The organism is Acinetobacter sp. ANC 3813, from assembly GCF_002135435.1.
In the GTDB taxonomy this organism is placed as follows: Bacteria; Pseudomonadota; Gammaproteobacteria; order Pseudomonadales; family Moraxellaceae; genus Acinetobacter.
This window is the reverse complement of sequence record NZ_NEGK01000004.1, coordinates 37,980-60,014: the sequence shown is the minus strand read 5'-3', so window position 1 is coordinate 60,014 and position 22,035 is coordinate 37,980. Positions and strand designations below refer to the sequence as shown.

The following is a 22,035-nucleotide window of genomic DNA, read 5'->3' as shown; positions in this document are numbered from 1 at the left end:
ATGAACAAATTAATATAATATAATGTGATTTGAGTCACATTTTGTGGCTGTTTATAAATATTACTTTATTAATGTGAATAATCATGATCAATAAGACATATTTATGCCAATTTTGTTTTTTATCTATTTTAACTGGTTTTTCCGCAGCCGGGTTTGCTGCAGATCAAGTTGATATTCAGAGGGAAAAAAGCGTGGTTGATATTCGTGAGGGACGGATTGATCAAGGCTTTAATCAGTTAAAAACATTATTAGCAAAATATCCAGATAATCAAAAGCTGATTGCCGACTATGCCGTGCTGCGTTATGCCAGTGCGCAATTTTCAGTAGAAGATGGCGTATATTTGGGACGAATTTCACCTGCTGTATTTCCCAGTTATGGCAAAGTCAGTGTCATTAAAGGTTTGCGTGATCTAAAACAGTATGATCAGGCATTGCAATGGAGTGAAAAATTTTATCATGCAGATCATTCTGAACATTGGCTCGTCTGGCAGGCTGTACTGCTGGCCGAATCTGGGCAGAACGATGCCGCAAGAAAAAAACTCTCTGGACTCCATGTGCAGGATTTTGAGGCTGATTATTTATCTCAATTGGCCTATGTTTATCGCTTATTGGATATGCCAGCAGAATCACTGAATGCCGCACAGCTTGCGCTAGATAAAAAAGTCAGCCCTGATGCGCAAGAGCAGTATATTTTGGCGCTGATGCAAAATAGTGATTTTGATAAAGCCTCTGAATATCTGCAGCAAAATGGACAGAACAATTCTGAGTCTGTCCTGCATCATCTTTTAAAAATGAATGAGTTTTCCCAGCGCATTCAGCAAGGTATTCAAGCATCTAAAAATTTGCAAGACCAGCAAGGCAGTACAGCAGCATATGCTTCTTTAGATCATGTCATTGCGGACATGCAGGCTTATGAGGCGCAGCTTCCAGCCGATGCGGTCAGCAAACGCAAATTTTATTATGAATATATTTTTGCATTAAGTGCTCGACATGCATCAAAACAGGCCATTGCACAGGTGGAGAAAACAGGCCTAAACCCAGCAGAAATGCCGGCCTATGTGCGTCATGCCTTGGCTGACAGCTATCTTCGAAATCGGCAGCCTAAACAAGCTGAAGCGCTGTATCAAAGTCTGTTTTCTGAAAAGAACTATGCAGATTACAACGTCTATTCAGGCTTATATTACAGTTTGATTGAGCAGGAAAAATTCAAGCAGGCCAATCAGCTGATTGAGGTGATGGATCAGCAGCTGCCGACATTTGTGTACAGCAATGCCAAAGGTGTAGACAAATCTCCGCATGATGACCGTGCAGAGTTTATTGCGCTGAAAGGACTGAATTACGCTTACCGCAATGAGCATGCAAAAGCCGAGAAATATTTTGATGAGCTGAGTGCAAAGGCGCCGGCTAATGTCGGTTATCAAAATAATTTAGCGCTGGTTCAGCGTTGGCGGGAAAAGCCACAACAGTCTCAGCTGACCATCAGTCAGTTAAACAGCCTCGAGCCGATCAGCCAGTCTACTCAGATTAACCGCATGCAGAATCTTCAAGCTTTAAACCGCATTCAGGATTGGCGCGCTTTGAATGCTGAGCTGGTGGTGAATGCAGGTGATGACACAGGCGTGCAGCTGAGCAAGAAGGAACTCGATGACCGTAACCATGCAAGCATTCAGCATCAAAGCACATTTTCTAAAAGTAAGTCTGATAATGAAGCGCTTTTGGGGCGTTTAAAAGGTTCGAGTGAGCAGGAAAATTGGACGCGCATCAATAGCCCTTGGTTTTATGACAACTACCGTATTTTTGCTGATCACAGCAACCGCTGGGCCAAGTATGAATCAGGCAAGTTAAAAGATCAGCGCTTAGGTTTGGGGCTGGAATGGGCTGAAGAGCGTAAAGCGGCATCGCTGCTGTTGTCTCAAAGTACTGATGGCGACAGATTTGGCGCACAGCTGGATTGGTCACACTGGCTGAATGACCATTGGAATTATATGCTGGGCTATAACAGTCAGGCGGATATTCCTTTGCAGTCATTGGCGCAGGGTCATGAAGGCAAATCTTATGTAGCGGGGCTGAATTGGCAGCAAAATGAATCGCGCAAAGCTGGCGCTGCTGTTCAAGTTACCGACATTGATGATGGCAATACCCGTCAGGAATTGTCTGCATATTTTAAGCAGCAGCTGCAGCAGTCACCGCATCATGTTACGGCAGCCACTTTGCGCGGCTATTACGGGAAAAATGATGCTTTAGATGTGCCGTATTTCAATCCAGAGCATAGCTACAGTACAGAAGTGACTTTGGAGCATGACTGGATGACTTGGCGTGATTATGACCGTCATTTTAATCAGCATTTTGCCGCCACCGTAGGCACGTTTGGTCAAAAAGGCTATTCAAACAAGCCAATTTACAATTTGTATTATCAGCATGATTGGCAGTTGTCACGTACTTGGAAGCTGAACTACGGCATAGGCTGGGGTTCGCATCCTTATGATGGCGAAGATGAAAATAGAAGCTATGCAGTTGTTGGCTTTGAGGGGCGCTTCTAATGAAACTACAATGGAAATCAGCATCGCTATATTCAGGCGCTGCTTTAGGATGCCTTTTTGCATTCAGTTCTGCGGTTCAGGCAAATGATGCCTCGATTCAATCTCAGGTTCAGCCTTTGCCGCTGACAGCAAGCCAAACGGCGCAAAATCAGTTTGTGACTTTAACGTTTCATGATGTGCGTGATGATGTCGAAAAACGCGGTGACCGCGATGTATATGCCATCAGCACACAAAATTTAGGTCAATTCTTTGCATGGATGAAGCGTGAAGGCTGGCAGCCGATCCGCTTGCAGGATGTGATGCAGGCACGTTTAAAAAAACAGCAGCTGCCAGAAAAAGCCGTCATGCTGACTTTTGATGACGGGGCGCTCAGCAGTTATAGCAAAGTTTTTCCTTTGCTCAAGGCTTTTCAATACCCAGCCGTATTTGCGATTCCAACCAGCTGGATAAACGGCAATACCAAAGATGCTTATGAAGCCTATGGTGTGGGCAATTTAATGAATTGGGCTCAAATGCGAGAAATGCAAAAGTCTGGCTTAGCAGAATTTGTATCGCATTCAGACAATTTGCATCACGGGATTTTGTCTAATCCGCAGCAGAATATGGAACCTGCCGCGATTAGCCGTGAATATTTCCCTGCACAGCAGCGCTATGAAAATGACAGCGAGTTTGAACAGCGTATTGTAGCGGATTTAAAAAAATCCAAGCAGGAGCTGGATCATCAGCTGGGCATCAACAGCTTAGCAATCTTTTGGCCTTATGGTGCAGTTACGCCTGAAATTGAAGAGTATGCGCGTAAAGCAGGACTGCCGATGTCTTTTAGTTTAGGCAATGTGGTGAGCTTGGCTGACTCTGCGCAGACCTATCAGCGCGCGCTGATTATGGATAATCCAACTCCTGAACAAATTCATCAGAATATGGATGATTTTATTCATGAAGCGCGTGCGCCCTATAAGCAGCGTAAAAGCTTTATCGGTTTTGACTTGGCCGAGCTGCAAGCTCAAACAGCGCAAGCGTCTGATGTGAAATTAGGCCAGCTCTTGGATCAGGTCAGTTCACTCAAGAGCAATACCTTATTGCTGCAAACCACAGTAGACCGCGATGGCGATGGAAAAATAGATGCATTATTTTTCCCAAATTCAAAATTGCCGATGCAGCAGGATTTACTGAACCGAACTGTGTGGCAAGCCCGAACCCGTATTGCGAATCGCGTCTATGCCGAACTGCCAATGAGTTTGGAGTTAGAGCAGGGTATTAGTCTTGCTGATTTGACTGCCGATCTTTTAAAGAATAACAGTTCATTGGAAGGCTTGGTCTTCAATGCGGGCACGCATTTAGATTGTGCGTTGAGTCAATCGGTCTGGTCTGCGGCTTGTACTGCACAAGTAAAGCAAGTAATGGCTATCAAAGAGCGCAGCAAAGTGCAGGCAAATTACTATTCCAACATCAGTAATGACTCGCAAACTGCATTAAAGATGCAATTGAAAGGCAAACAGTTTGAAGGTCTAAAGCCGCTGCTTGAGCGGGCATTAACCGCCTCAGACTTTTTATATTTAGAGCTGAATTCAGGGCAGCATCCAGAGACCTTTAACGGTTTAGTACAGGCGCTGCAGCATTTGAGCGCTGAGCAGAAACAGCGCTTGATTGTCAGTCTGGATATCAATCCCAATATGAGCAGTAAGGATTGGAAGCGCTACCAGCAAGATTATCAAACGCTTCGCGCAGCTTCAATTCAAAAAATCGGCATCAATAATTATCAGTTGGCGGATGGCGAACGGGTTCATCAGCACCTGTATTCGAGCTTAAGTTTGAATGGCAGTCCATTGACCTATAGAGATCCTTATCCGCAGGGAGGGAAGCCCTAATGCAGCCATGGAGCCTAGATTTCAGTTTTAATGATTTATTTTTTGCCTTTGCTTTTTTATATCCGCTGTTCATGGCTTGGATTTGGATTGCAGGGGGAATTTGGTTTTATTTAAAGCGTGAATGGAAACAGCCTGAACTGCCCGTACCCAGTGGTATTGGATGCAGCATTATTGTGCCTTGCTTTAATGAAGAAGCGCAGGTACATGAAACCATTCGCTATGCCATGCAAAGCCAATATCCAAACTTTGAAGTGATTGCGGTAAATGATGGCAGTAAAGACCGCACCACAGAAATTTTAGATGAATTGGCCCTGCAGTATCCTAAGCTGCGCGTGGTGCATTTGGCGGAAAATCAGGGCAAGGCTTATGCGCTGCGTGCAGGCGCTATGGTCAGCAGATTTGAATATTTGGTGTGTATTGATGGTGATGCTTTACTGCATCCGCATTCGGTATTGTGGATGATGCATCATCTGACCCGTTTTCCGCGTGTAGGAGCAGTGACCGGCAACCCTCGAATTGTGAACCGTTCCAGTGTGCTGGGCAAAATTCAGGTCGGTGAGTTCTCATCCATTATTGGCCTGATTAAACGCGCTCAGCGGACGTACGGCCGAATTTTTACGGTATCAGGCGCAATCGCGGGCTTTCGTAAAACAGCACTGCACCGTATTGGCTATTGGCGTGATGACATGATTACCGAAGACATTGATGTGTCTTGGCGCCTGCAGTTTGACCATTGGGATCTGCACTATGTGCCGCAAGCGCTGTGCTATATCTACATGCCTGAAACCTTTGTTGGTTTATGGAAACAGCGGCTGCGCTGGGCGCAAGGCGGCATTGAGGTGCTGTTTGCCTATCTGCCTAAACTGTTTAAATGGCGCCTAAGACGCATGTGGCCAATTGCCTTTGAATCAGTGATCAGTGTGCTGTGGGCCTATGTGATGTTTAGTATTTTTGCCTTGTATTTCTATGGCCTGTTTTTCTCTTTGCCAGGCGAGTGGGCGATTCAATCCTTGCTGCCCCAGTGGTATGGCGTGATCTTGGGTATGACTTGTCTGGTTCAATTTTTTGTCAGCCTATGGATTGACCGTGCCTATGATCGGAAACGCATGCTGCGCAATTATTTTTGGGTCATTTGGTATCCACTGTTCTTTTGGATATTGGCGATGCTGACCACGGTTTTTGCGCTGCCAAAGACTCTGTTCAAAACACAAAAACGCGCGCGCTGGGTCAGTCCAGACCGAGGGTTTAGAGGGGAGGAGAGCAATGAATCTAAATAACCATGATCTTGAAAAGTTATCTCAGCAGGATGATTTTAAAATTATTCAGGATGTTTCACAGTTAGAGCTGCCTGAATATATCGACCAGCCAGAATATGTGCGCCGTAAAGCGGCAGGCTATGGTTTGATGGCGCTAGGCTGGACGCTGTGGATGTGGCTGTTTATGCCTTTGCTGACTCTGATCTTTTGGTGGTTTGAAGTCACTGTGTTTTATACGCAGGTGGTGGAGCAGACGCAGCCTTTAACCAGTATTTCAGTGCTGAAACTGATGGCGTGTATTGGTATTTTTATCAGCATTCTCTTTGTCTGGGCCAGTTATAATTGGGTGCGTTTTCATGGTGAAGACCGCCGTAAAGCGCCTAACAGTGTCACTGCAGATGATTTAGCACAAAGCTTTCAGCTGCAGTCCGCAGATATTGTAAAGCTGCGTCAAGCTAAAAATATCACCCTGCATTATTCAGATGAAGGCCAGCTGCAGGATTATCAGCTAAATGCTCAGCCGCAGCTTAGTGCAAAAATAGGCTAGCCCTAAACACGGCAGACATTTGCACATGCTGGTTTTATTCCGCTTGTGCAAATGCTGTTTTAAGTTGCTGAGCACTGGGGTGATTTTGCACAAAATCATCGGGATAATAGCCGATATGCCGTACACCATGCTGCTTTAACAGCGAGATGGTATCCTGTAGTTCTGCATCAGAAATTTGTGTCTGATGATGCCAATCGGTCACCTGAAGTTCGAAAATAGTACGGCTCAAATCGGGGTCGTATTTTTTTGCCTGAGCAATCAGCTTTAAATAAAACTCGCGGTGATTTTCGGCTTTTTCCATATAGGGCATAGCCATAATGGCATTATAGTCATAATGCTTATATGTGCTGGCATTGGACTGACTAAACCATTTTTCACTTGCAGGATTCAACACCGCTTCTGCATACATGTTGCGCGCAAAACGTAACTGCGGCTGCTGCTGTTTTAAAATGCTACTCACACTTTGTGCCGCTTGATCTAGATAGGCGGTTTTATGCTGCGACAATGCCAGCTGCTGTGCGTGGTTGGGCTGCGCAATCATCTTTTGCGCTGGAAACCCCCAAGCCTCATAGACTGTCATGGCCTTTGGGTTGCTGTCTTCAAAATCACTCAGGGTAATATCATCATGATACAAAATCCCTTCCAGCCGATGCTGCTGAATCAAATCTAAAAAAATTTCGGTGCTGTATTGCAGATTTGTACGGTCAAACGGCGAGATACGGACATAGCCTTTTTTCTTGGCCTTTGTCTGTACATAAGGAATATTGTATTTGCTTGGAAACTCCCATGCTAAGAGCGGCATCCATGCATAAATATTGGTCACCGCAGTGTGCTTGCGTATGTCCTGCAGTACGCGAGCAAAGATATTCTCCCGCACTGGAATGTGCCGATTTTTAAAATACACCTGATCTGCGGAGCCATTGCCGTCTGGATCGGCAAAAGCTTGTAAAAAAACCGTATTAGGGGCAATGGTCTGAATGCGCTGTATGAGTGCTTGAATATTGCGTTCTTGCTGTTTTTTATCCCGATCAAAAACATAATCTAAATCTATATGCATAATGCGCATATCTTGCTGCTGTGTTTTGACTTGAGGAGCTTTTGATGCGAATGCTGGAGGTGTCTTTGAGTATTGCTCTTTGATGCGTTGCATCGGATGGCTGCGTAGATTCACTGTTTCTGCATGAGTGTAATAAGCGCTGAAACAGCCCATAAAGGCCATGAAGCTTAGAACTGTGCGCTGTTTTTGAAAGGTTGTCTTCATTGTTGGATTTGGCATAAGAGCGTTGGCATTAAATATTTATAAGATGGGCTTGTTTTAAAGTTGAATGGCATGAATTGCTGTGAGTTATAGTGATGCATACACCGCATGAAAAGTAGTATGTTTTGGTGAGCAATGTAGTGTGCTGTGTATAGCGTGCCAACTGTCGCTAAAATGAAAAAAAACCGCAGTTTATCCGCTGCGGTTTTTTTTCAATAAAGTCTGCTTTAAAACTTAGTTGCTCTTAGGTTTCAAACTTTGCGTCAGGCCATTAATGTCTCCGCCTTGGATGCCCAGCTCGCTCATGAGGCTATCAATGAGCGGCGCTTGTGAGCGGTAGCGCAGGGCGCTATTCACCACTTGATCTGACAAAGCCACTTGCCCATGCTCGCTATTGCCATCACCTGCAGTTTGAACGCCGACACCGCCTAAGCCATTCACTTGCAGAATTTTGATGTCATCAATATTCTCCATTGGCTTCACGCTTTCACGGATAATTTCAGGCAGATACTTCAGCATGGCCAAACGGATTTGCATTTCAATCTGCTCAGAAGACAATACATTATTGGCTTCATTCATAGCACGGGTACCTTCGGCATCGACCTGATACTGTTTTTCCATCGCTTGCGCTAACAGAATTTTGGCATCTGCTTCACCTTTGGCTTTTAGACGCGCCTGTTCAGCCGAAGCTTCCGCTGCAATACGGATCGCATCTGCTTCATCAGCCGCAGCCTGTTTGCCAGCTTCTGCCGCTACAGTAATGGCAATGGCATCTTTTTCTGCCGCTTGTTTTGCCGCAACCAGTTCAACCGCTTTTTGACGCTCTGCACGCTGTGTTTCACGCACGGTAATCACTTCTTCTTCAGCTTTTACGGCTTCCGCACGGGCGCGGTCAGCAGAAGCTTTGGCTTCTGATTCTTCACGTGATTTTTCTGCAATGGCAATGGCGCGAATCTGCTCGGCCAACTCAATAGTTTTCTTCTGTTCTACTTGCGCTTGTTCAATAATTTGCGACTTTTGAATATTTTGATTTTCAACATCGCGGGCAGCGGTAATGCGCTTTAAATCCACTTCACGATCTGCGGCAATGCGGGCTTCTTCCGCTTCACGTTTTTTGCCTGCTTCCTGAGCCGCAATTTCTGCCAATTGTTCAGCGCGTCGAATGGCAATTTCCCGTTCCTGCTGCAATTTGGCATATTCTTCTTCGCGCACAATTTGCATGCGCGCTTGTTCAGCTTCTAAATTTTTGGTTCTGATAGCAAGGTCTGCATCTTGTTCTATTTCATTACGCTTACGGCGGCGGTCTTCAATCGTTTCGGTCAGTTTGGTTAAACCCTCGGCATCGAAAGCGTTTTGCGGGTTAAAATATTTAAAGCCCGTTTGGTCTAAACCTGTTAAAGAGACTGTTTCCAATTCCAAACCGTTTTTATGCAAATCTTCAGAGACCACTTGCTGTACTTTCTGCACAAAATCGACACGCTTTTCGTGCAGTTCTTCCATTGCCATTTCGGCAGCAACCGCGCGCAGTGAGTCGACAAATTTGCCTTCGACCAAATTTTTCAATTCATTGGGCGACATGGTTTTTTGACCTAAAGTCTGCGCTGCAGTGGCAATCGATTCCGCCAGCGGCTTAACCCGTACATAAAACTCTGCCATAACGTCTACACGCATTCGGTCGCGGGTAATCAGCGCTTGATCATCAGCGCGGCGCACTTCTAAGCGCAGTGTATTCATGTTGACTGGAATGATTTCATGCAGTACGGGCAATACAATTGCGCCGCCGCCTAAAATTACTTTTTCACCGCCAAAACCTGTGCGCACAAAAGAAATTTCTTTACTTGAGCGGCGGTAGAGGCGAGCCAGAATAAAACCGATAAAAACGATTGCTGCAAAGATGACGCCTGCTGTGAGCAGAATGCCGCTGGGGATAAAGTCGAGCATGTTGTTGATTCTCTATAATTGTCTTTTAGAATTCAAAATGAAAACTGTTTATAAGTAGTTTCGGCTTGGAGCCGAAGTTTTAAATTTTCCTAAGCGCTACAGATTGAAAAAGGCGAATAAGCCAATCAGGACAGATTGGCCTGAAAGCCAATTTTGGTTTTTTGCGTTAAAACTACAGACTGGCCTTGTTCAAAAGTCTCGTCCTGCTCAGGTTCGACCATGACATAATGCATTTGCCCATGCTGATCATAGACTTTGGCTTGTGCTGGAGAGTTAATTTTGGCATGGCCTAAAATAATGATTGCTGTGCGGCCAATCAGCTCATCACTGAAAATAGCGGTGGTTTCATCTTGCGGTAATATTTTGGAGATAAATTGCGTACTAACGCGAACCAGCGGCATGCATAAAAACAGGCAGGCAGGGGAAATTAGCCAAGGGTTAAAGGTCATTAGGGTGTAATGCAGCATAATGCCCTGAATAATGAGCCCAGTCAGGCTATAGACGGTGAGGAAAATAATCAGCCACACAAATAATGGCACACGGCCCCAATACATCCAGTCTAAAACTTTTGAAAAGACAGAAGGATCGGCATCTGTCGGGCTGTCGAGCTGGTAATTGCTGTCATTTGACAAAAATTGCTCCATCACGTTTGACGAATTGCCGCCAATCAATACAAGAGCCATTTCAAAAATGCCAAAAAGAAACATCAGGCACAGGCTGACGCTGAAAACAATATTGGAAGGGTGTGTGATTAATTCCCACATTATATTTATCTCAATCTTTTGCTTATAAATAATACGAAAAATAAAAAATCTGGCTAAAATTTTTACATCTAAACAATAGCATTTAACTGAAATTATGTGTACTAAAAATAGCAGAAACCAGCCAATAAAATGCTGAGAAATTTAACAAATGGTATGTAATATTGTTATTTATTTAGTAATTTTAATGATTAAGGTGACGGGGTGCTCGTCGCTGGAATGCTGATACGTGAATTGTTTCAATGTGTAATTTTAATGTGAAATGTTAGAAACTTCAATTTTTAAGGACGCAAACCGCTAATTTTTTAAATCAACCCAAATCACGTGAAAAATTATGTTATACCAAAAGATATAAACAATTATTTTCATTTTCAATTGTTTATATCTTTAAGTTTGATAAAAATCAAAGCAGCGCAGTTTGTATGCGGACTTTCATATTCAGTGCCTCTTGCACGATATAAGATTTCATCCATTGCACCTGCTGACCCATCGGGTTGGTTTTCAGCGCGCTGTTTAAAAAGCTGAGAGCAGGCTGGCTGAACAGCTGCTGTTCAATGGCGTCTTCCAGCTGCCGTGCATTGCAGGCCAAAGGCATGCTGACCGTATAAAAACCTTTGGGGTAATTATAAAAAGCATAGAGCAGGTTAAATGCGCGCTGATCGACTTTTAAATTGCCCGCGCCAATCTCATAGCCGCGGTCTTGATTGCTGTGCGTCACACCCAGCATAAACTGCCATTGATCATCCAAAAGTCTAAGGCCAAACTGCAGGCCAATTTGGTCTGCGGTCAGTTCATGCTGCGCAAAAATATTCAAAGGTGAGCCATCTTCATTGGCTGCTTCCTGCAGGGTCAGCATATGCTGCTGATGCTGGTACAAGTAGCCTGCGAGCTGTGCTTGCTCTAAACGCGCTTTTAAGGAAAGAATATTAAAGTGGCTGTATGGCATAAGGGGAGACTGCAATAAAAACTGCTGGCACTTTAAGATGGTTTTTTGCTGCAGAGTAGGGCCTGTTTAGAGGATTTATCTATGATCTTATTGCTATCTGTTTTAAACTTTTGAGGATAAGCAGTGGCATAATCAGCTGATTGATTTCTGACTTTTTATTGATTAATTAATTTCAATAAGCTTTATCAGAAAACCTCTATATGACGAATTTGTATATCTATATATTAAAACAAGCAAAAGACCCTGTGACTAAATCTCTATAATGAATATAAATTTTCAAAAGTGTCATAAGTACACGTTTTTCTAAGCTGGTGTTGTCCATGTCGTTAAATGAGGAAAGACTTACTCATCTTAAACAGCTAGAAGCTGAGAGTATTCATATTATCCGTGAAGTTGCTGCTGAGTTTGAAAACCCAGTCATGCTGTATTCAATCGGTAAAGATTCTGCAGTGATGCTGCATCTCGCTTTAAAAGCATTCTATCCTGCCAAACTGCCATTCCCGCTGCTGCATGTAGATACGGGCTGGAAGTTCAAAGACATGATTACCTTCCGTGACAACATGGCCAAAGAACACGGCTTTGATTTGATCGTGCATCAAAATAAAGAAGGGAAAGACGCAAACGTCAATCCATTCGATTACGGCAGTTCAAAATATACTGACATCATGAAAACTCAAGGCTTAAAACAAGCTTTGGACAAATATCAGTTTGATGCTGCTTTTGGCGGTGCGCGCCGTGACGAAGAAAAATCACGTGCGAAAGAACGTGTTTACTCTTTCCGTGACAGCAAGCACCGTTGGGACCCTAAAAACCAGCGTCCTGAACTTTGGAATCTTTACAACGGTAAAGTGAACAAAGGCGAGAGCATCCGTGTGTTCCCATTGTCTAACTGGACTGAGCTGGACATCTGGCAATACATTTACCTCGAAAATATTAAATTGGTTCCTTTGTACTTGGCGGCAGAACGCCCAGTAGTAGAACGCAGCGGCACACTCATTATGGTTGATGATGAGCGTATGCGTTTGAACGAAGGTGAAGTTCCACAAATGAAATCGGTACGTTTCCGTACATTAGGCTGTTACCCGTTAACAGGTGCGGTTGAATCAACTGCGACTACTTTGCCGGAAATTATCCAAGAAATGCTTTTAGCGACCAGCTCAGAGCGTCAAGGCCGTATGATCGACCATGACGAAGCGGGTTCGATGGAAAAGAAAAAGCAGGAAGGTTATTTCTAAGAATCTCGAAATCTCCCCCGAATCTCCCCAAACCCCTATTTTTCAAAGAGGGGCTTAAAAAGCGGAGCCAAGTCTCCCTTTCTTAAAGGGAGATTTAGAGGGATTAAAAAGATTCTGAAACCGATTTCAAAAGAATATGTGGAGTTTTGAGCAATGTCTCATCAATCAGATTTAATTAGCCAAGACATCTTGGCATATTTAAAACAGCACGAAAATAAAGACCTTCTACGTTTCCTGACTTGCGGTAATGTAGACGACGGTAAATCGACTTTAATCGGCCGTTTGCTTTACGATTCAAAATTGATTTATGAAGATCAATTGCAAGCGGTAACGCGTGACTCTAAAAAAGTGGGTACAACGGGTGATGCGCCTGACTTAGCGTTACTTGTAGATGGTTTGCAAGCAGAGCGTGAACAGGGTATTACCATTGATGTGGCTTACCGTTATTTCTCTACAGAAAAACGTAAGTTCATTATTGCCGACACCCCAGGGCACGAACAGTACACACGTAACATGGCTACTGGTGCGTCTACTGCGGATCTTGCGATTATTTTGATTGATGCGCGTTATGGCGTACAAACGCAAACTCGCCGTCACTCATTTATTGCCAGCCTTTTGGGTATTCGCAACATTGTTGTTGCGATTAACAAAATGGACTTGGTTGAATTCTCTGAAGCGCGCTTCAATGAAATTCAAGCGGAATACAACGAGTTTGTAAACCAATTGGGCGACCGTAAGCCTGCCAACATTATCTTCACGCCTATTTCTGCGTTGAATGGTGATAACGTGGTAAATCCATCTCCAAATACACCATGGTACAAAGGTCAAACTTTGATGGCGACTTTGGAAACTGTGGAAATTACACGTGATACCAGCAAGCACGAATTCCGTTTCCCAGTACAGTATGTCAACCGTCCGAACCTCGATTTCCGTGGCTTCTGCGGTACGATTGCTTTGGGTGAAGTAAAAGTTGGCGATGAAATCGTTGCTTTACCATCTGGCAAGAAATCGACTGTTAAAGAAATTGTGACTTTTGACGGCAACTTGGATAATGCTATTGCTGGTCAAGCGGTAACGCTTACGTTAAACGATGAAATTGATATTTCACGCGGAAACGTATTGGTGAAAGCAGGCGAACAGCCTTTAATTTCACGTTCTGCACGTGCATCAGTAGTGTGGATGGCGGATCAGCCGCTGGTTGTGGGCAAACTTTATAATGTGAAGTTCGGTACACAAACCATTCCTGCAAAAGTTGCGAAAATTAATTTCCGTACCAATGTAAATACATTGGAAAAAATGGAAGTTGAACAGCTGGACTTGAATGCAATTGCAGATGTAACGATTGAGTTTGATGCGCCAGTTGTATTTGACCGTTATCACGACAGCCGTTACACAGGTTCGTTCATCTTCATTGACCGTCTAAACAATGTGACTGTTGGTGCGGGTATGGTTGAAGCTGCAGTGGAATATACTGCGCACAGCGAACCTGTAACTGCTGAAGCACGTGCTGCTCGTTTAGGTCAAAAACCTGCTGCGGTTACTGTAACTGTGAAAGCGCTTGAAAATGCGCAAGCGATTGAAAGCTTGCTGATTCAGCAAGGTGTAGTTGCTATTGCTAAAGCTGGTTTAGATGCTGCTCAAGTAGGCTTGCTTCGTGAAACTGGTGTAGTTGTGGTGACTGACCTTGCAGAAGGTACAGACGTAAGCTACACAGAAGAAACAGCTGAAGATTTGGCTGAGAAGATTGTGACTTTGGTTCGTCTGTAATAGATTGAGCTGATTTTAAAAACCCGCCTAATGGCGGGTTTTTTTTAAACTCTACAGCGCGGCTTTCTTCTCTTTCATATATTCCACGGCTACATCTAGCACAAACTCTTGGCAAGCTTCACCTGTACCAGGGTCATAAGCGCCATTATTGGTAATGTTATTAGACAAAATACGAATGCCTAAGAAGGGCACATTAAACTGATAAGCCACTTGCGCCACAGATGCAGCTTCCATTTCCTCTACAGACGTACCATAAGTATTGTGGAAAAAAGCAATACGGTCTAACTCATTAATCCATACATCCGCAGAACCTATTGTGCCTTCCACCACTTGCCCCTTGCTATAACGAACTTTAGCTTTTGCTGCTGCAATTAATAATTCACTGTCGCCCTCAAACTTACGAATCGTAATAGGCTCTGGGTCAGACTCATCATCAGGTAAGACATCAAAAGCTTCTTTCCATTGCAAACTGTCAGAGCCTTGACCAGCCGCTAAACGCGGTGTACGGAACGCGCCAATATTGGTTGCGTATTTGCCTAAAACAATGTCATAGACATTTAAAGCAGGGTCGTGACCGCCCGATGTGCCTTGGTTAATAATGGCAATCGGCTTATAGCGCTCAATCGCAATAGCGGTTGCGGCAGAGGAGTTGGTCATCCCCATGCGGGTTTTGGAAATAATCACGGGATAGCCTTGATACGTGCCTTTCCAATACTTCCAGCCGCCAATGGTTTCTACCGTCACACCATTGAGCTTCGCTGCCATATTTTCAGACTCAATCGGCAGTGCACCTTGAATAATAATCGGCTGCAGCGTCTTTTCTGCAACCTGTTCGGTTTGTGCAGATGAATTGTCACTGGAGTTGTTGCAACCCGAGAGTACAACTGCGCTGCCAATACACACTGCGTAAAATAATTTTTTTAATTGCATGATTTATCCGTTTTTGTTTGTTTGAATCATCATGTGCATAGGCAAGTAATATGCCAAGCTGTGGATAAGGCCGTCAGACAGTTAAAACATGGCTTAATGCACTGCCCCACAATTAAAAGGGCGAAGGAATAGCTGTGTGTGAGTGCGTAAAAATACAGCAAATTAAAAATGCTGCAGTTTGGTGCAAAAAGATAAACGGCACTGGAAATCGTTAAAGAAACCATATAAGATATATCTTAATTAATATTAAGGTATATCTTTACTATGCCAAATATAGACTTGATTGCAGATATTGAAAGCAGTGTAAAGCCGCGTAAACGCTTATTTGAAGCAGGGCATATGAAGCTTTTGGTGCTGCATCTGATCTCCCAAGCGCCCAAATTCAGCTATGACATTATTAAAGATGTCGGCGCTGTTGTGGGTGGCGGTTATACACCTAGCGCAGGCACGATCTACCCAACGCTGAACTATTTGGAAGAGCAGCAATATATTCAAGCTGTGCTGACAGATGATGAACGTAAACAATACAGCGTGACGGCTGCGGGGCAAGCACATCTGCACGCAGAGCAAGAAACGCTAAAAAAGATTCTGTGCCGTTTTGATACCCGCAAGCAAATTCATAACAATGAACAATACGTTGACATTAAGAGGGCGATGGAAAACTTAAAAGCATCGCTGCGTCTTAAAATTCAGCACAGCGAACTGAGCCCAGAACAAATTAGAGACATTGCAGACAAAATTGATCAGGCTGCCGTCGAAATTGGCCGTTTATAGGAGCAGAGTATGAAACAGCATCAATATGAAGTGACTGTAAAACACATTGCCGATGCGCAGGGCAATCCTTCCGCCTATAGTGAAACATTGCAATTTAATGCTTATAACCATGATGATCTGTTTAAGGTTTTAGAGCATCTGCGTCAGGCGAATTTGCTGGACGATGAAAAAACCAAAGCCTTTGCTGTAGGCCTGAAATTGTTTGGTGAGACACTGCTGGAAAATAAAGACATAGCATTATTTAAAGAATTTCTGCCGCAGTTTGCTCAGTTTATGAAAACACTGAAACAGACTGTAAAAACGCAAAATAGCGCAACAGAGACAGATTAATTAAGGTTATTTATGAACAATCTCCCAAAATTCCACCCCAAACATATGACTTGGCTGATGCCTTTAATTTTGTCTGGCATTATGAGCGGATCAATTTCCTGCTTTAACATGCTGATGAATAAAGGTTTAGTTGAGGGTTTTGTCGGCATTTGGCTGCATGCATGGGGCATGTCTTGGCTAGTGGCATTTCCTTTAATTTTAATCATGCTGCCGCTGGTGCGTAAGCTGCTGATGAAGTTTGTGCAAATGCCGCCTCAAAATACTGATGGCGCGGCCAAATAATTACAGTTACTGTTCTTGAGCGAATGAACTGCATCCATAAATAGAACCGCGATACGCTAAAGATGGCGCACATTCACCGCATGATCATGCAGCGAAATACATGCCTCCTCATACATAAGTCCAGTGTTCTTCATTCACTGCAAAATCTATGTTCAAATAAGCACAGACACGTAAAATTTCAATCAATCAGGAAGAAACCATGTCAGATCTAAGCCTACAAAAAACCATGCAGCAGGTCATTATTACAGAGCCGGGCGGTGTAGATAAGCTGGCCTATGAAAGTGTAGCCGTGCCGCAGCCGAAAGCCGATGAAGTGCTGGTGAAAGTGCATGCTTTCGGCATTAACCGTCCAGACATTTTACAGCGTCAAGGTTTATACCCAATGCCGAAAGGGGTTACGACAGTTCCAGGTTTAGAAGTTGCGGGTGAGGTAGTTGCGGTCGGCAGCGATGTGACCTTATTTAAAGCTGGTGATCATGTTTGCGGCCTGACCAATGGCGGCGGCTATGCCGAGTATTGCGTTGTGCCTGAAAGTCAAACCATTCAAATTCCTGCAGGGGTGAGCTATACGCAAGCAGCAGCCATTCCTGAAACCTTCTTTACCGTTTGGGCCAATGTCTTTCAAATGGCGCATGCCAAAGCAGGGGAAACGGTATTGGTGCATGGCGGCGCGAGCGGTATTGGCACTACAGCGCTGATGCTGTGCAAGTCTTTAGGATTGAAAAGTTTTGCGACAGTCGGTTCTGATGAAAAAGTGGCAGCAATTTCAAATCTCACTACAGCCATTAATTACAAAACCCAGGACTTTGAGCAAGTCATTAATGACGCTTCCGATAATGGCGGGGTGGATGTAGTACTGGATATGGTGGGTGCGCCGTATTTGGATAAAAACTTGAATTTGCTGCGCCGTGATGGCCGTTTGGTTTACATTGCATTTTTAGGCGGCGCAAAAGCCAAAGAAGTCAAGCTTGGCCAGATTATGATGAAGCGCCTGACTATTACGGGTTCAACCATGCGAGCCCGCAATACTGCAGAAAAAGCTGAAATTGCCAAAGGGTTGCAGGAGCATGTTGCTCCGTTGTGGGCCAAGGGTGAATGCTTGCCAATGATTTACAAGACGTTCAAATTTAACCAAATTCAGGATGCGCATGCATGTATGGACACTGGTGAGCATATTGGGAAAGTGGTTGTTCAAGTGCTCGAATAACTAGAAAATTAAAGTTAAAAAGCCAGTATTTGAACTGGCTTTTCTTTTGTTTGTAAAATGTGATGTAATTCATATTTATGTTAATAATAATGAAAATATTGTATTAATTATTTAAAATAATGCGTATTGCTCGACACAACCTGTCAAAAGTATTGTGTAAATTACATTAAGATTTAAAAACCGACTAGTTTAATAGGTTTTAAATAAAAAAATTGAAATGAATTAGGGTTAATTAGGGTGGTGTTATGAAAATATTGTCGACAGCGTATACGCAAGCGCATGCCATACGTGCATTGCAGCATTTGAGTAAAGCCGTGATTTGTAACCGTATTGTACCTTCAGAATTTCATAAAATGTATAATGCGCTTATGCATTTAGAGCGTTACAAAGAGCGTTTAAATGGAATTAAGCCTGCCGCTGAATATAGAATTAAAAAATGCTGAATAATTATAAGACAGATTAGTCTATGGTGCTGTAGACCGATTAGTCTATGGTGTTATAGACCGATTAGTCTATAGTGCTATAGACAGCCTTTACTAATACTGTAATAATATTTTTATTAAATATTTAAAAATATGTATTTATATAATGTTTTTAATTGTTTGTTTTAATTAAACAAAGCAAATGGTTTGATGAGTTGTTCTAAATATAGACGAGTTGTTGCTGTGGTTTAGTGAGGGGATTTATGGGGCGAACGGCTTCTACACATGAGCGCCTTGCTGAGCGTTTAGCAAATATATTAACTAAATTGAACGCAGGCCATTCGTTAGGAGTTTTAGAGTTAGCGCAAGAATTCCACGTCAGTACGCGCACTATTGAGCGTGACTTTGATCGGCTCAATTCTTATTTACCGCTCATTCAAGATGAAGCCACAAAAAAATATTCAGTCGATGCCGTTTATCTCGGCCGTTTTAAGCTGCAGGACATCCAAAATTTTGCTCACATTTCCGGTATTGGCCAGCTCTATCCCTCTTTGGAAATGTCATTTTTAAGCGCTTTGCTCGACGAGCGTTCCAGCCAAATCTTTTCTGCTAAAGGCTACCATTTTGAAAATGCGCGTCAATTTTCAGAACATTTCCAAGTGTTTTCAGACGTCATTCATCAGCACAAAAAAATCAGTTTTGTTTATAACAATGTGACTCGCATTGTCGAGCCATACAGATTGATCCATTTTCAAGGAAATTGGTATTTAGTTGCTGTTCAGCGTTCTGAATTGCGTGCATTTAGATTATCAAAAATCGAGCATGTACAGCCGATGCAGGAAAGCTTTTGCCATAACCCGCAAGTGCTTGCGCAGCTGGAAGAGGAAGAGGGGATTTGGTTTGGCGGTGAAAAGCAGGATGTGCTTTTTTCGGTGCATCCAGACGTGGCACATCATTTTAAAGAGCGTAAATTGTTGCCAGAACAGTATATTGAACAAGAGGAAGCCAGTGGTGCTTTAACCATTCGCTGTAAAATTCGCCATGAGAAACAGCTGCTGCCATTGGTGCGCTACTGGATTCCGCATATAAAAATTGTTCAGCCTGCGTATTTGCAAAAAAAATTAGAACAAGACTTGCAGCACTATTTACTCCCAGCAAGCATTTAATGGCTTAGGCATAAAGATAAGAACAATTGATGTGATTTTATGAAGAGCGCGTATAGCTCTTTTTTTTTGTACGCTGGAAATGCTGTGCTAAAAATTAGACATAAAAAAACCAGCTTATCGCTGGGTTCTTTATTGCACCATTTTAAGAAGTATTAAAATGGTGCCCGAGGCCAGACTCGAACTGGCACGCTTTGTGGGCGGGGGATTTTAAATCCCCTGTGTCTACCGATTTCACCACTCGGGCATTTTTAACAAGATGGAGGCGGAGGTCGGAATCGAACCGGCGTACACGGAGTTGCAGTCCGCTGCATGACCACTCTGCCACCCCGCCACGTCTTGTTGATGCGTATATTATCAAGCTCTGAAAAAAAAACAATAGTGGATTCATTCGTATGCGCATAAAAACAGCATATAGCGGAAAATATTTAAAATAATCATGTATTATGTGCAAAATTGATTCATATCAACACTTGGAGATGTGCCGTGGCATTAGTTTTAGATGGTCGTGCATTGGCAAAGCAAATTGAAGCTGATTTGTTAACTCGCGTAGAAGCGTTAAAAGCAAAATCAGGACGTACCCCAATTCTTGCGACTATTTTGGTCGGTGATGATGGTGCATCTGCAACTTATGTGCGTATGAAAGGCAACGCTTGCCGCCGTGTTGGTATGGATTCTATGAAAGTTGAGCTTTCTGCAGAAACCACAACTGAACAATTGCTGGCTGAAATTGAGAAATTGAACGCCAATCCAGATGTGCACGGTATTTTGTTACAGCATCCAGTGCCTGCGCAAATTGATGAGCGTGCTTGTTTTGATGCGATTTCTTTAGCCAAAGACGTAGATGGTGTGACTTGCCTTGGCTATGGCCGTATGGCGATGGGTGAAGCGGCTTATGGTTCTGCAACTCCTGCAGGCATCATGACAATTCTGAAAGAAAACAACATCGAAATTGCGGGTAAACACGCAGTGGTTGTTGGCCGTTCAGCTATTTTGGGTAAACCAATGGCGGCTATGCTGCTTGAAGCCAATGCAACAGTAACCATTTGCCACTCACGTACGCAAGATTTAGCAAGCTTTGTAAAACAAGCAGACATTATTGTGGGTGCGGTTGGTAAAGCTGAATTGATTCAAAAAGATTGGATCAAGCAAGGTGCTGTTGTTGTTGATGCAGGCTTCCACCCGCGTGATGGCGGCGGTGTAGGCGACATTCAATTGGTGGGTATTGAAGAAGTAGCTTCTGCTTATACGCCAGTTCCAGGCGGTGTAGGCCCAATGACCATTACGACTTTGATTCGTCAAACAGTTGAAGCTGCTGAAAAAGCGCTAGGTTAAAAAATCCTCCCTAACCCTCCTTTTTCAAAGGAGGGAAAACTAACCATTAATTTTTAGATGGAAGTTCCCCTCTTTTTAAGGAGGGGTTAGGGGAGATTCATTAAAGATTCAAATAGCAATTAAAAGAAATCCAATGAGCTGTACTTTTCAATTCCCTAAAGCGCCTGAACATCTTCTCAAAGCCCTGCATGATGTGATTCCACACTGTGAATTGCATGCACAGCAGTTGCCTGATACGCCTATCTCTTTGTGGCTGATTCCACCCGTATTTCCAACCGATAAATTGGATGATGAAGTCATTCGCCGAATTTGGAACGATACGCCGTATTGGATCTTCTGCTGGGCGTCGGGCTTAGCAATGGCGCAGTGGCTGCTGGCAGAGCCGCACCACGTAAAAGATAAAGTGGTGCTGGATTTCGGCGCAGGTTCTGGTGTCGTAGCGATTGCGGCAAAAATGGCAGGCGCCAAACGGGTGATTTGCTGTGACATCGATCAAGTCAGTTTAGATGCTTGCCGTGCCAATGCGGAATTGAATGATGTCGAACTAGAGTATTTGGATGATCTGTACAAGGCTGAACAAGTAGATATTTTACTGGCGGCAGATGTGCTGTATGACCAATGCAACCGATTCTTTTTGGATGAGTTTTTAAAGTTTGCGCCAGAAGTTTGGGTGGCAGACAGCCGTGTGAAAAATTTCAGCCATCCCAAGTATGAAAAGCTGGATGAACGCAGCGCAACAACATGGCCAGATTTAGATGAATCTCCAGAGTTTCGCAATGTGAGTTTTTATAAAACATTATAAAAATTGAAAAAAAAATAAGACGCTTTGAGCGTCTTATTTTTTTGCATAAAATTTGCCTATTTAGAACTTTGTTCTATGTTAAGCATGTTTATGCGGAGCAGATGGGTTAAGAGCAGGTGTATCGAACCACACGTAATGTTGCTGGGCGGGCATCCAGCGCCTGCTGCGCGCCTAAATTATCTGAATTGCGTAAATCTGGAGTATTCGATAAGCCAAAGCTGGTGCGGCTATTGCCGATTTGACGGCCAAATTGTTCACTTTGTGAAGATGCTGGGTTGGCAATTTCATTGATGCTTAAAATAGTCAGCTTAAATGTTTTGTTGACGTCTAGTACTTTTTGGCATGCGCGCTGTAATTTATTTTCATCCAGTTGCTGATTTTGACGTCCAGCCAAGGTATAGGCCAATGTTGCAGAATTTGCAGACTGGTTTTCAATTTGATAGCCCGATTGACCGTTATAAGCGCGAGGCGCGCTTTGACAAGCTGTGAGAGTGACGGCTGCAAGACTTAAAGCCAAAAATTTATATGTGATTTTCATGCGCATCTGCCTATGTTGTTATATGAAGAGTATGCCATAAGCATATATTTTTCTCGATGCTAAATTTGATGGAAATATCTACAAATTACGGATCAATTTCCTATCAAAAAAGCCTTCTGCTGAATTTCAGAAGAAG

General features: G+C 43.5%; 20 protein-coding genes and 2 tRNA genes. 14 read left to right on the top strand and 8 right to left on the bottom strand.

The window, feature by feature from the left end; genetic code table 11:
- Positions 1-83 precede the first annotated feature (83 nt).
- The 4 genes from pgaA to pgaD are packed head-to-tail and all read left to right on the top strand — an operon-like array spanning position 84 to position 6,208.
- Positions 84-2,540 (top strand): poly-beta-1,6 N-acetyl-D-glucosamine export porin PgaA, encoded by a 2,457-nt coding sequence (gene pgaA / locus B9T34_RS07285; RefSeq protein WP_086212505.1) that lies wholly within the window; start codon positions 84-86, stop codon positions 2,538-2,540.
- Positions 2,540-4,405: a poly-beta-1,6-N-acetyl-D-glucosamine N-deacetylase PgaB gene (pgaB, locus tag B9T34_RS07280; RefSeq protein WP_086212504.1), complete on the top strand. Its 1,866-nt coding sequence runs from the start codon at positions 2,540-2,542 to the stop codon at positions 4,403-4,405. The genes pgaA and pgaB (B9T34_RS07280) overlap by 1 nt, the downstream gene beginning before the upstream one ends.
- Positions 4,405-5,682: a poly-beta-1,6-N-acetyl-D-glucosamine synthase gene (gene pgaC / locus B9T34_RS07275; RefSeq protein WP_086212503.1), complete on the top strand. Its 1,278-nt coding sequence runs from the start codon at positions 4,405-4,407 to the stop codon at positions 5,680-5,682. The genes pgaB (B9T34_RS07280) and pgaC overlap by 1 nt, the downstream gene beginning before the upstream one ends.
- Positions 5,669-6,208 carry a poly-beta-1,6-N-acetyl-D-glucosamine biosynthesis protein PgaD gene (pgaD, locus tag B9T34_RS07270; protein ID WP_086212502.1) on the top strand — a complete coding sequence of 180 codons (540 nt, stop codon included), beginning with the start codon at positions 5,669-5,671 and terminating at the stop codon, positions 6,206-6,208. Before pgaC ends, pgaD begins: the two co-directional genes overlap by 14 nt.
- A 34-nt stretch (positions 6,209-6,242) precedes the next feature.
- On the opposite strand, the gene pgaB (B9T34_RS07265) is transcribed toward pgaD, so the two are convergent.
- The 4 genes from pgaB (B9T34_RS07265) to B9T34_RS07250 all read right to left on the bottom strand — a co-directional run bounded on the left by pgaB (B9T34_RS07265) (position 6,243) and on the right by B9T34_RS07250 (position 11,114).
- Positions 6,243-7,469, bottom strand: coding sequence for a poly-beta-1,6-N-acetyl-D-glucosamine N-deacetylase PgaB (pgaB, locus tag B9T34_RS07265; protein ID WP_171265149.1), 1,227 nt, complete (start codon positions 7,467-7,469; stop codon positions 6,243-6,245).
- A gap of 231 nt (positions 7,470-7,700) precedes the next feature.
- Positions 7,701-9,407, bottom strand: coding sequence for a flotillin family protein (locus B9T34_RS07260; protein ID WP_086212501.1), 1,707 nt, complete (start codon positions 9,405-9,407; stop codon positions 7,701-7,703).
- A 125-nt stretch (positions 9,408-9,532) separates the two neighbouring features.
- The gene (locus B9T34_RS07255; protein ID WP_086212500.1) at positions 9,533-10,171 is read right to left on the bottom strand and encodes a YqiJ family protein; all 639 of its coding nucleotides are present in this window, start codon (positions 10,169-10,171) and stop codon (positions 9,533-9,535) included.
- 400 nt (positions 10,172-10,571) lie between these two features.
- The gene (locus B9T34_RS07250; RefSeq protein WP_086212499.1) at positions 10,572-11,114 is read right to left on the bottom strand and encodes a hypothetical protein; all 543 of its coding nucleotides are present in this window, start codon (positions 11,112-11,114) and stop codon (positions 10,572-10,574) included.
- Between the two features lie 320 nt (positions 11,115-11,434).
- Between B9T34_RS07250 and cysD the strand changes: the two genes are divergently transcribed.
- On the top strand, positions 11,435-12,349 hold the full coding sequence (gene cysD, locus B9T34_RS07245) for a sulfate adenylyltransferase subunit CysD (RefSeq protein WP_086212498.1): 915 nt from the start codon (positions 11,435-11,437) through the stop codon (positions 12,347-12,349).
- Between the two features lie 153 nt (positions 12,350-12,502).
- Positions 12,503-14,116 (top strand): sulfate adenylyltransferase subunit CysN, encoded by a 1,614-nt coding sequence (gene cysN / locus B9T34_RS07240; protein ID WP_086212497.1) that lies wholly within the window; start codon positions 12,503-12,505, stop codon positions 14,114-14,116.
- Positions 14,117-14,167: 51 nt separating this feature from the next.
- Here the strand turns inward: cysN and B9T34_RS07235 are convergent, their stop codons facing one another.
- Positions 14,168-15,046 (bottom strand): 5'-methylthioadenosine/S-adenosylhomocysteine nucleosidase, encoded by an 879-nt coding sequence (locus tag B9T34_RS07235; protein WP_086212496.1) that lies wholly within the window; start codon positions 15,044-15,046, stop codon positions 14,168-14,170.
- A gap of 264 nt (positions 15,047-15,310) precedes the next feature.
- On the opposite strand from B9T34_RS07235, the gene B9T34_RS07230 reads away from it, so the two are divergent.
- From B9T34_RS07230 to B9T34_RS07205, 6 genes are all read left to right on the top strand, one after another.
- Entirely contained in the window at positions 15,311-15,820 is a 510-nt protein-coding gene (locus B9T34_RS07230) for a PadR family transcriptional regulator (protein ID WP_086212495.1), read from the top strand.
- A gap of 9 nt (positions 15,821-15,829) precedes the next feature.
- A complete protein-coding gene (locus tag B9T34_RS07225) occupies positions 15,830-16,150 on the top strand; it encodes a DUF3861 domain-containing protein (protein WP_086212494.1) in 321 nt (106 codons plus the stop codon).
- Positions 16,151-16,162: 12 nt separating this feature from the next.
- Positions 16,163-16,432, top strand: coding sequence for a DUF2798 domain-containing protein (locus tag B9T34_RS07220; RefSeq protein WP_086212493.1), 270 nt, complete (start codon positions 16,163-16,165; stop codon positions 16,430-16,432).
- Between the two features lie 199 nt (positions 16,433-16,631).
- Positions 16,632-17,639, top strand: a complete 1,008-nt coding sequence (locus B9T34_RS07215) for an NAD(P)H-quinone oxidoreductase (protein WP_086212492.1) — start codon at positions 16,632-16,634, stop codon at positions 17,637-17,639.
- 245 nt (positions 17,640-17,884) lie between these two features.
- The gene (locus tag B9T34_RS07210; protein WP_086212491.1) at positions 17,885-18,082 is read left to right on the top strand and encodes a hypothetical protein; all 198 of its coding nucleotides are present in this window, start codon (positions 17,885-17,887) and stop codon (positions 18,080-18,082) included.
- 242 nt (positions 18,083-18,324) lie between these two features.
- Entirely contained in the window at positions 18,325-19,227 is a 903-nt protein-coding gene (locus B9T34_RS07205; RefSeq protein ID WP_086212490.1) for a helix-turn-helix transcriptional regulator, read from the top strand.
- Between the two features lie 158 nt (positions 19,228-19,385).
- Here B9T34_RS07205 and B9T34_RS07200 read toward each other — a convergent pair.
- Together B9T34_RS07200 and B9T34_RS07195 are read right to left on the bottom strand one after the other, a co-directional pair.
- Positions 19,386-19,471: transfer RNA gene (locus tag B9T34_RS07200), tRNA-Leu, on the bottom strand.
- Positions 19,472-19,484: 13 nt separating this feature from the next.
- Positions 19,485-19,558 (bottom strand) — tRNA-Cys (locus B9T34_RS07195).
- Between the two features lie 152 nt (positions 19,559-19,710).
- Here B9T34_RS07195 and folD point away from each other — a divergent pair.
- Positions 19,711-20,559, top strand: coding sequence for a bifunctional methylenetetrahydrofolate dehydrogenase/methenyltetrahydrofolate cyclohydrolase FolD (gene folD / locus B9T34_RS07190; protein ID WP_086212489.1), 849 nt, complete (start codon positions 19,711-19,713; stop codon positions 20,557-20,559).
- Between the two features lie 133 nt (positions 20,560-20,692).
- Positions 20,693-21,361: a class I SAM-dependent methyltransferase gene (locus B9T34_RS07185; RefSeq protein ID WP_086212488.1), complete on the top strand. Its 669-nt coding sequence runs from the start codon at positions 20,693-20,695 to the stop codon at positions 21,359-21,361.
- A 106-nt stretch (positions 21,362-21,467) separates the two neighbouring features.
- On the opposite strand, the gene B9T34_RS07180 is transcribed toward B9T34_RS07185, so the two are convergent.
- Entirely contained in the window at positions 21,468-21,893 is a 426-nt protein-coding gene (locus B9T34_RS07180) for a hypothetical protein (RefSeq protein ID WP_416202705.1), read from the bottom strand.
- Positions 21,894-22,035 lie beyond the last annotated feature (142 nt).

What these genes read in the sequence shown, in the direction of transcription:
- pgaD (WP_086212502.1), top strand. Translation starts at nt 5,669, where the DNA reads ATGAATCTAAATAACCATGATCTTGAAAAGTTATCTCAGCAGGATGAT.
- pgaC (WP_086212503.1), top strand. Translation starts at nt 4,405, where the DNA reads ATGCAGCCATGGAGCCTAGATTTCAGTTTTAATGATTTATTTTTTGCC.
- B9T34_RS07260 (WP_086212501.1), bottom strand. Translation starts at nt 9,407, where the DNA reads ATGCTCGACTTTATCCCCAGCGGCATTCTGCTCACAGCAGGCGTCATC.
- pgaB (WP_171265149.1), bottom strand. Translation starts at nt 7,469, where the DNA reads ATGAAGACAACCTTTCAAAAACAGCGCACAGTTCTAAGCTTCATGGCC.
- B9T34_RS07225 (WP_086212494.1), top strand. Translation starts at nt 15,830, where the DNA reads ATGAAACAGCATCAATATGAAGTGACTGTAAAACACATTGCCGATGCG.
- cysD (WP_086212498.1), top strand. Translation starts at nt 11,435, where the DNA reads ATGTCGTTAAATGAGGAAAGACTTACTCATCTTAAACAGCTAGAAGCT.
- B9T34_RS07215 (WP_086212492.1), top strand. Translation starts at nt 16,632, where the DNA reads ATGTCAGATCTAAGCCTACAAAAAACCATGCAGCAGGTCATTATTACA.
- B9T34_RS07210 (WP_086212491.1), top strand. Translation starts at nt 17,885, where the DNA reads ATGAAAATATTGTCGACAGCGTATACGCAAGCGCATGCCATACGTGCA.
- B9T34_RS07255 (WP_086212500.1), bottom strand. Translation starts at nt 10,171, where the DNA reads ATGTGGGAATTAATCACACACCCTTCCAATATTGTTTTCAGCGTCAGC.
- B9T34_RS07185 (WP_086212488.1), top strand. Translation starts at nt 20,693, where the DNA reads ATGAGCTGTACTTTTCAATTCCCTAAAGCGCCTGAACATCTTCTCAAA.
- B9T34_RS07250 (WP_086212499.1), bottom strand. Translation starts at nt 11,114, where the DNA reads ATGCCATACAGCCACTTTAATATTCTTTCCTTAAAAGCGCGTTTAGAG.
- B9T34_RS07230 (WP_086212495.1), top strand. Translation starts at nt 15,311, where the DNA reads ATGCCAAATATAGACTTGATTGCAGATATTGAAAGCAGTGTAAAGCCG.
- B9T34_RS07235 (WP_086212496.1), bottom strand. Translation starts at nt 15,046, where the DNA reads ATGCAATTAAAAAAATTATTTTACGCAGTGTGTATTGGCAGCGCAGTT.
- cysN (WP_086212497.1), top strand. Translation starts at nt 12,503, where the DNA reads ATGTCTCATCAATCAGATTTAATTAGCCAAGACATCTTGGCATATTTA.
- pgaB (WP_086212504.1), top strand. Translation starts at nt 2,540, where the DNA reads ATGAAACTACAATGGAAATCAGCATCGCTATATTCAGGCGCTGCTTTA.
- B9T34_RS07220 (WP_086212493.1), top strand. Translation starts at nt 16,163, where the DNA reads ATGAACAATCTCCCAAAATTCCACCCCAAACATATGACTTGGCTGATG.
- B9T34_RS07205 (WP_086212490.1), top strand. Translation starts at nt 18,325, where the DNA reads ATGGGGCGAACGGCTTCTACACATGAGCGCCTTGCTGAGCGTTTAGCA.
- pgaA (WP_086212505.1), top strand. Translation starts at nt 84, where the DNA reads ATGATCAATAAGACATATTTATGCCAATTTTGTTTTTTATCTATTTTA.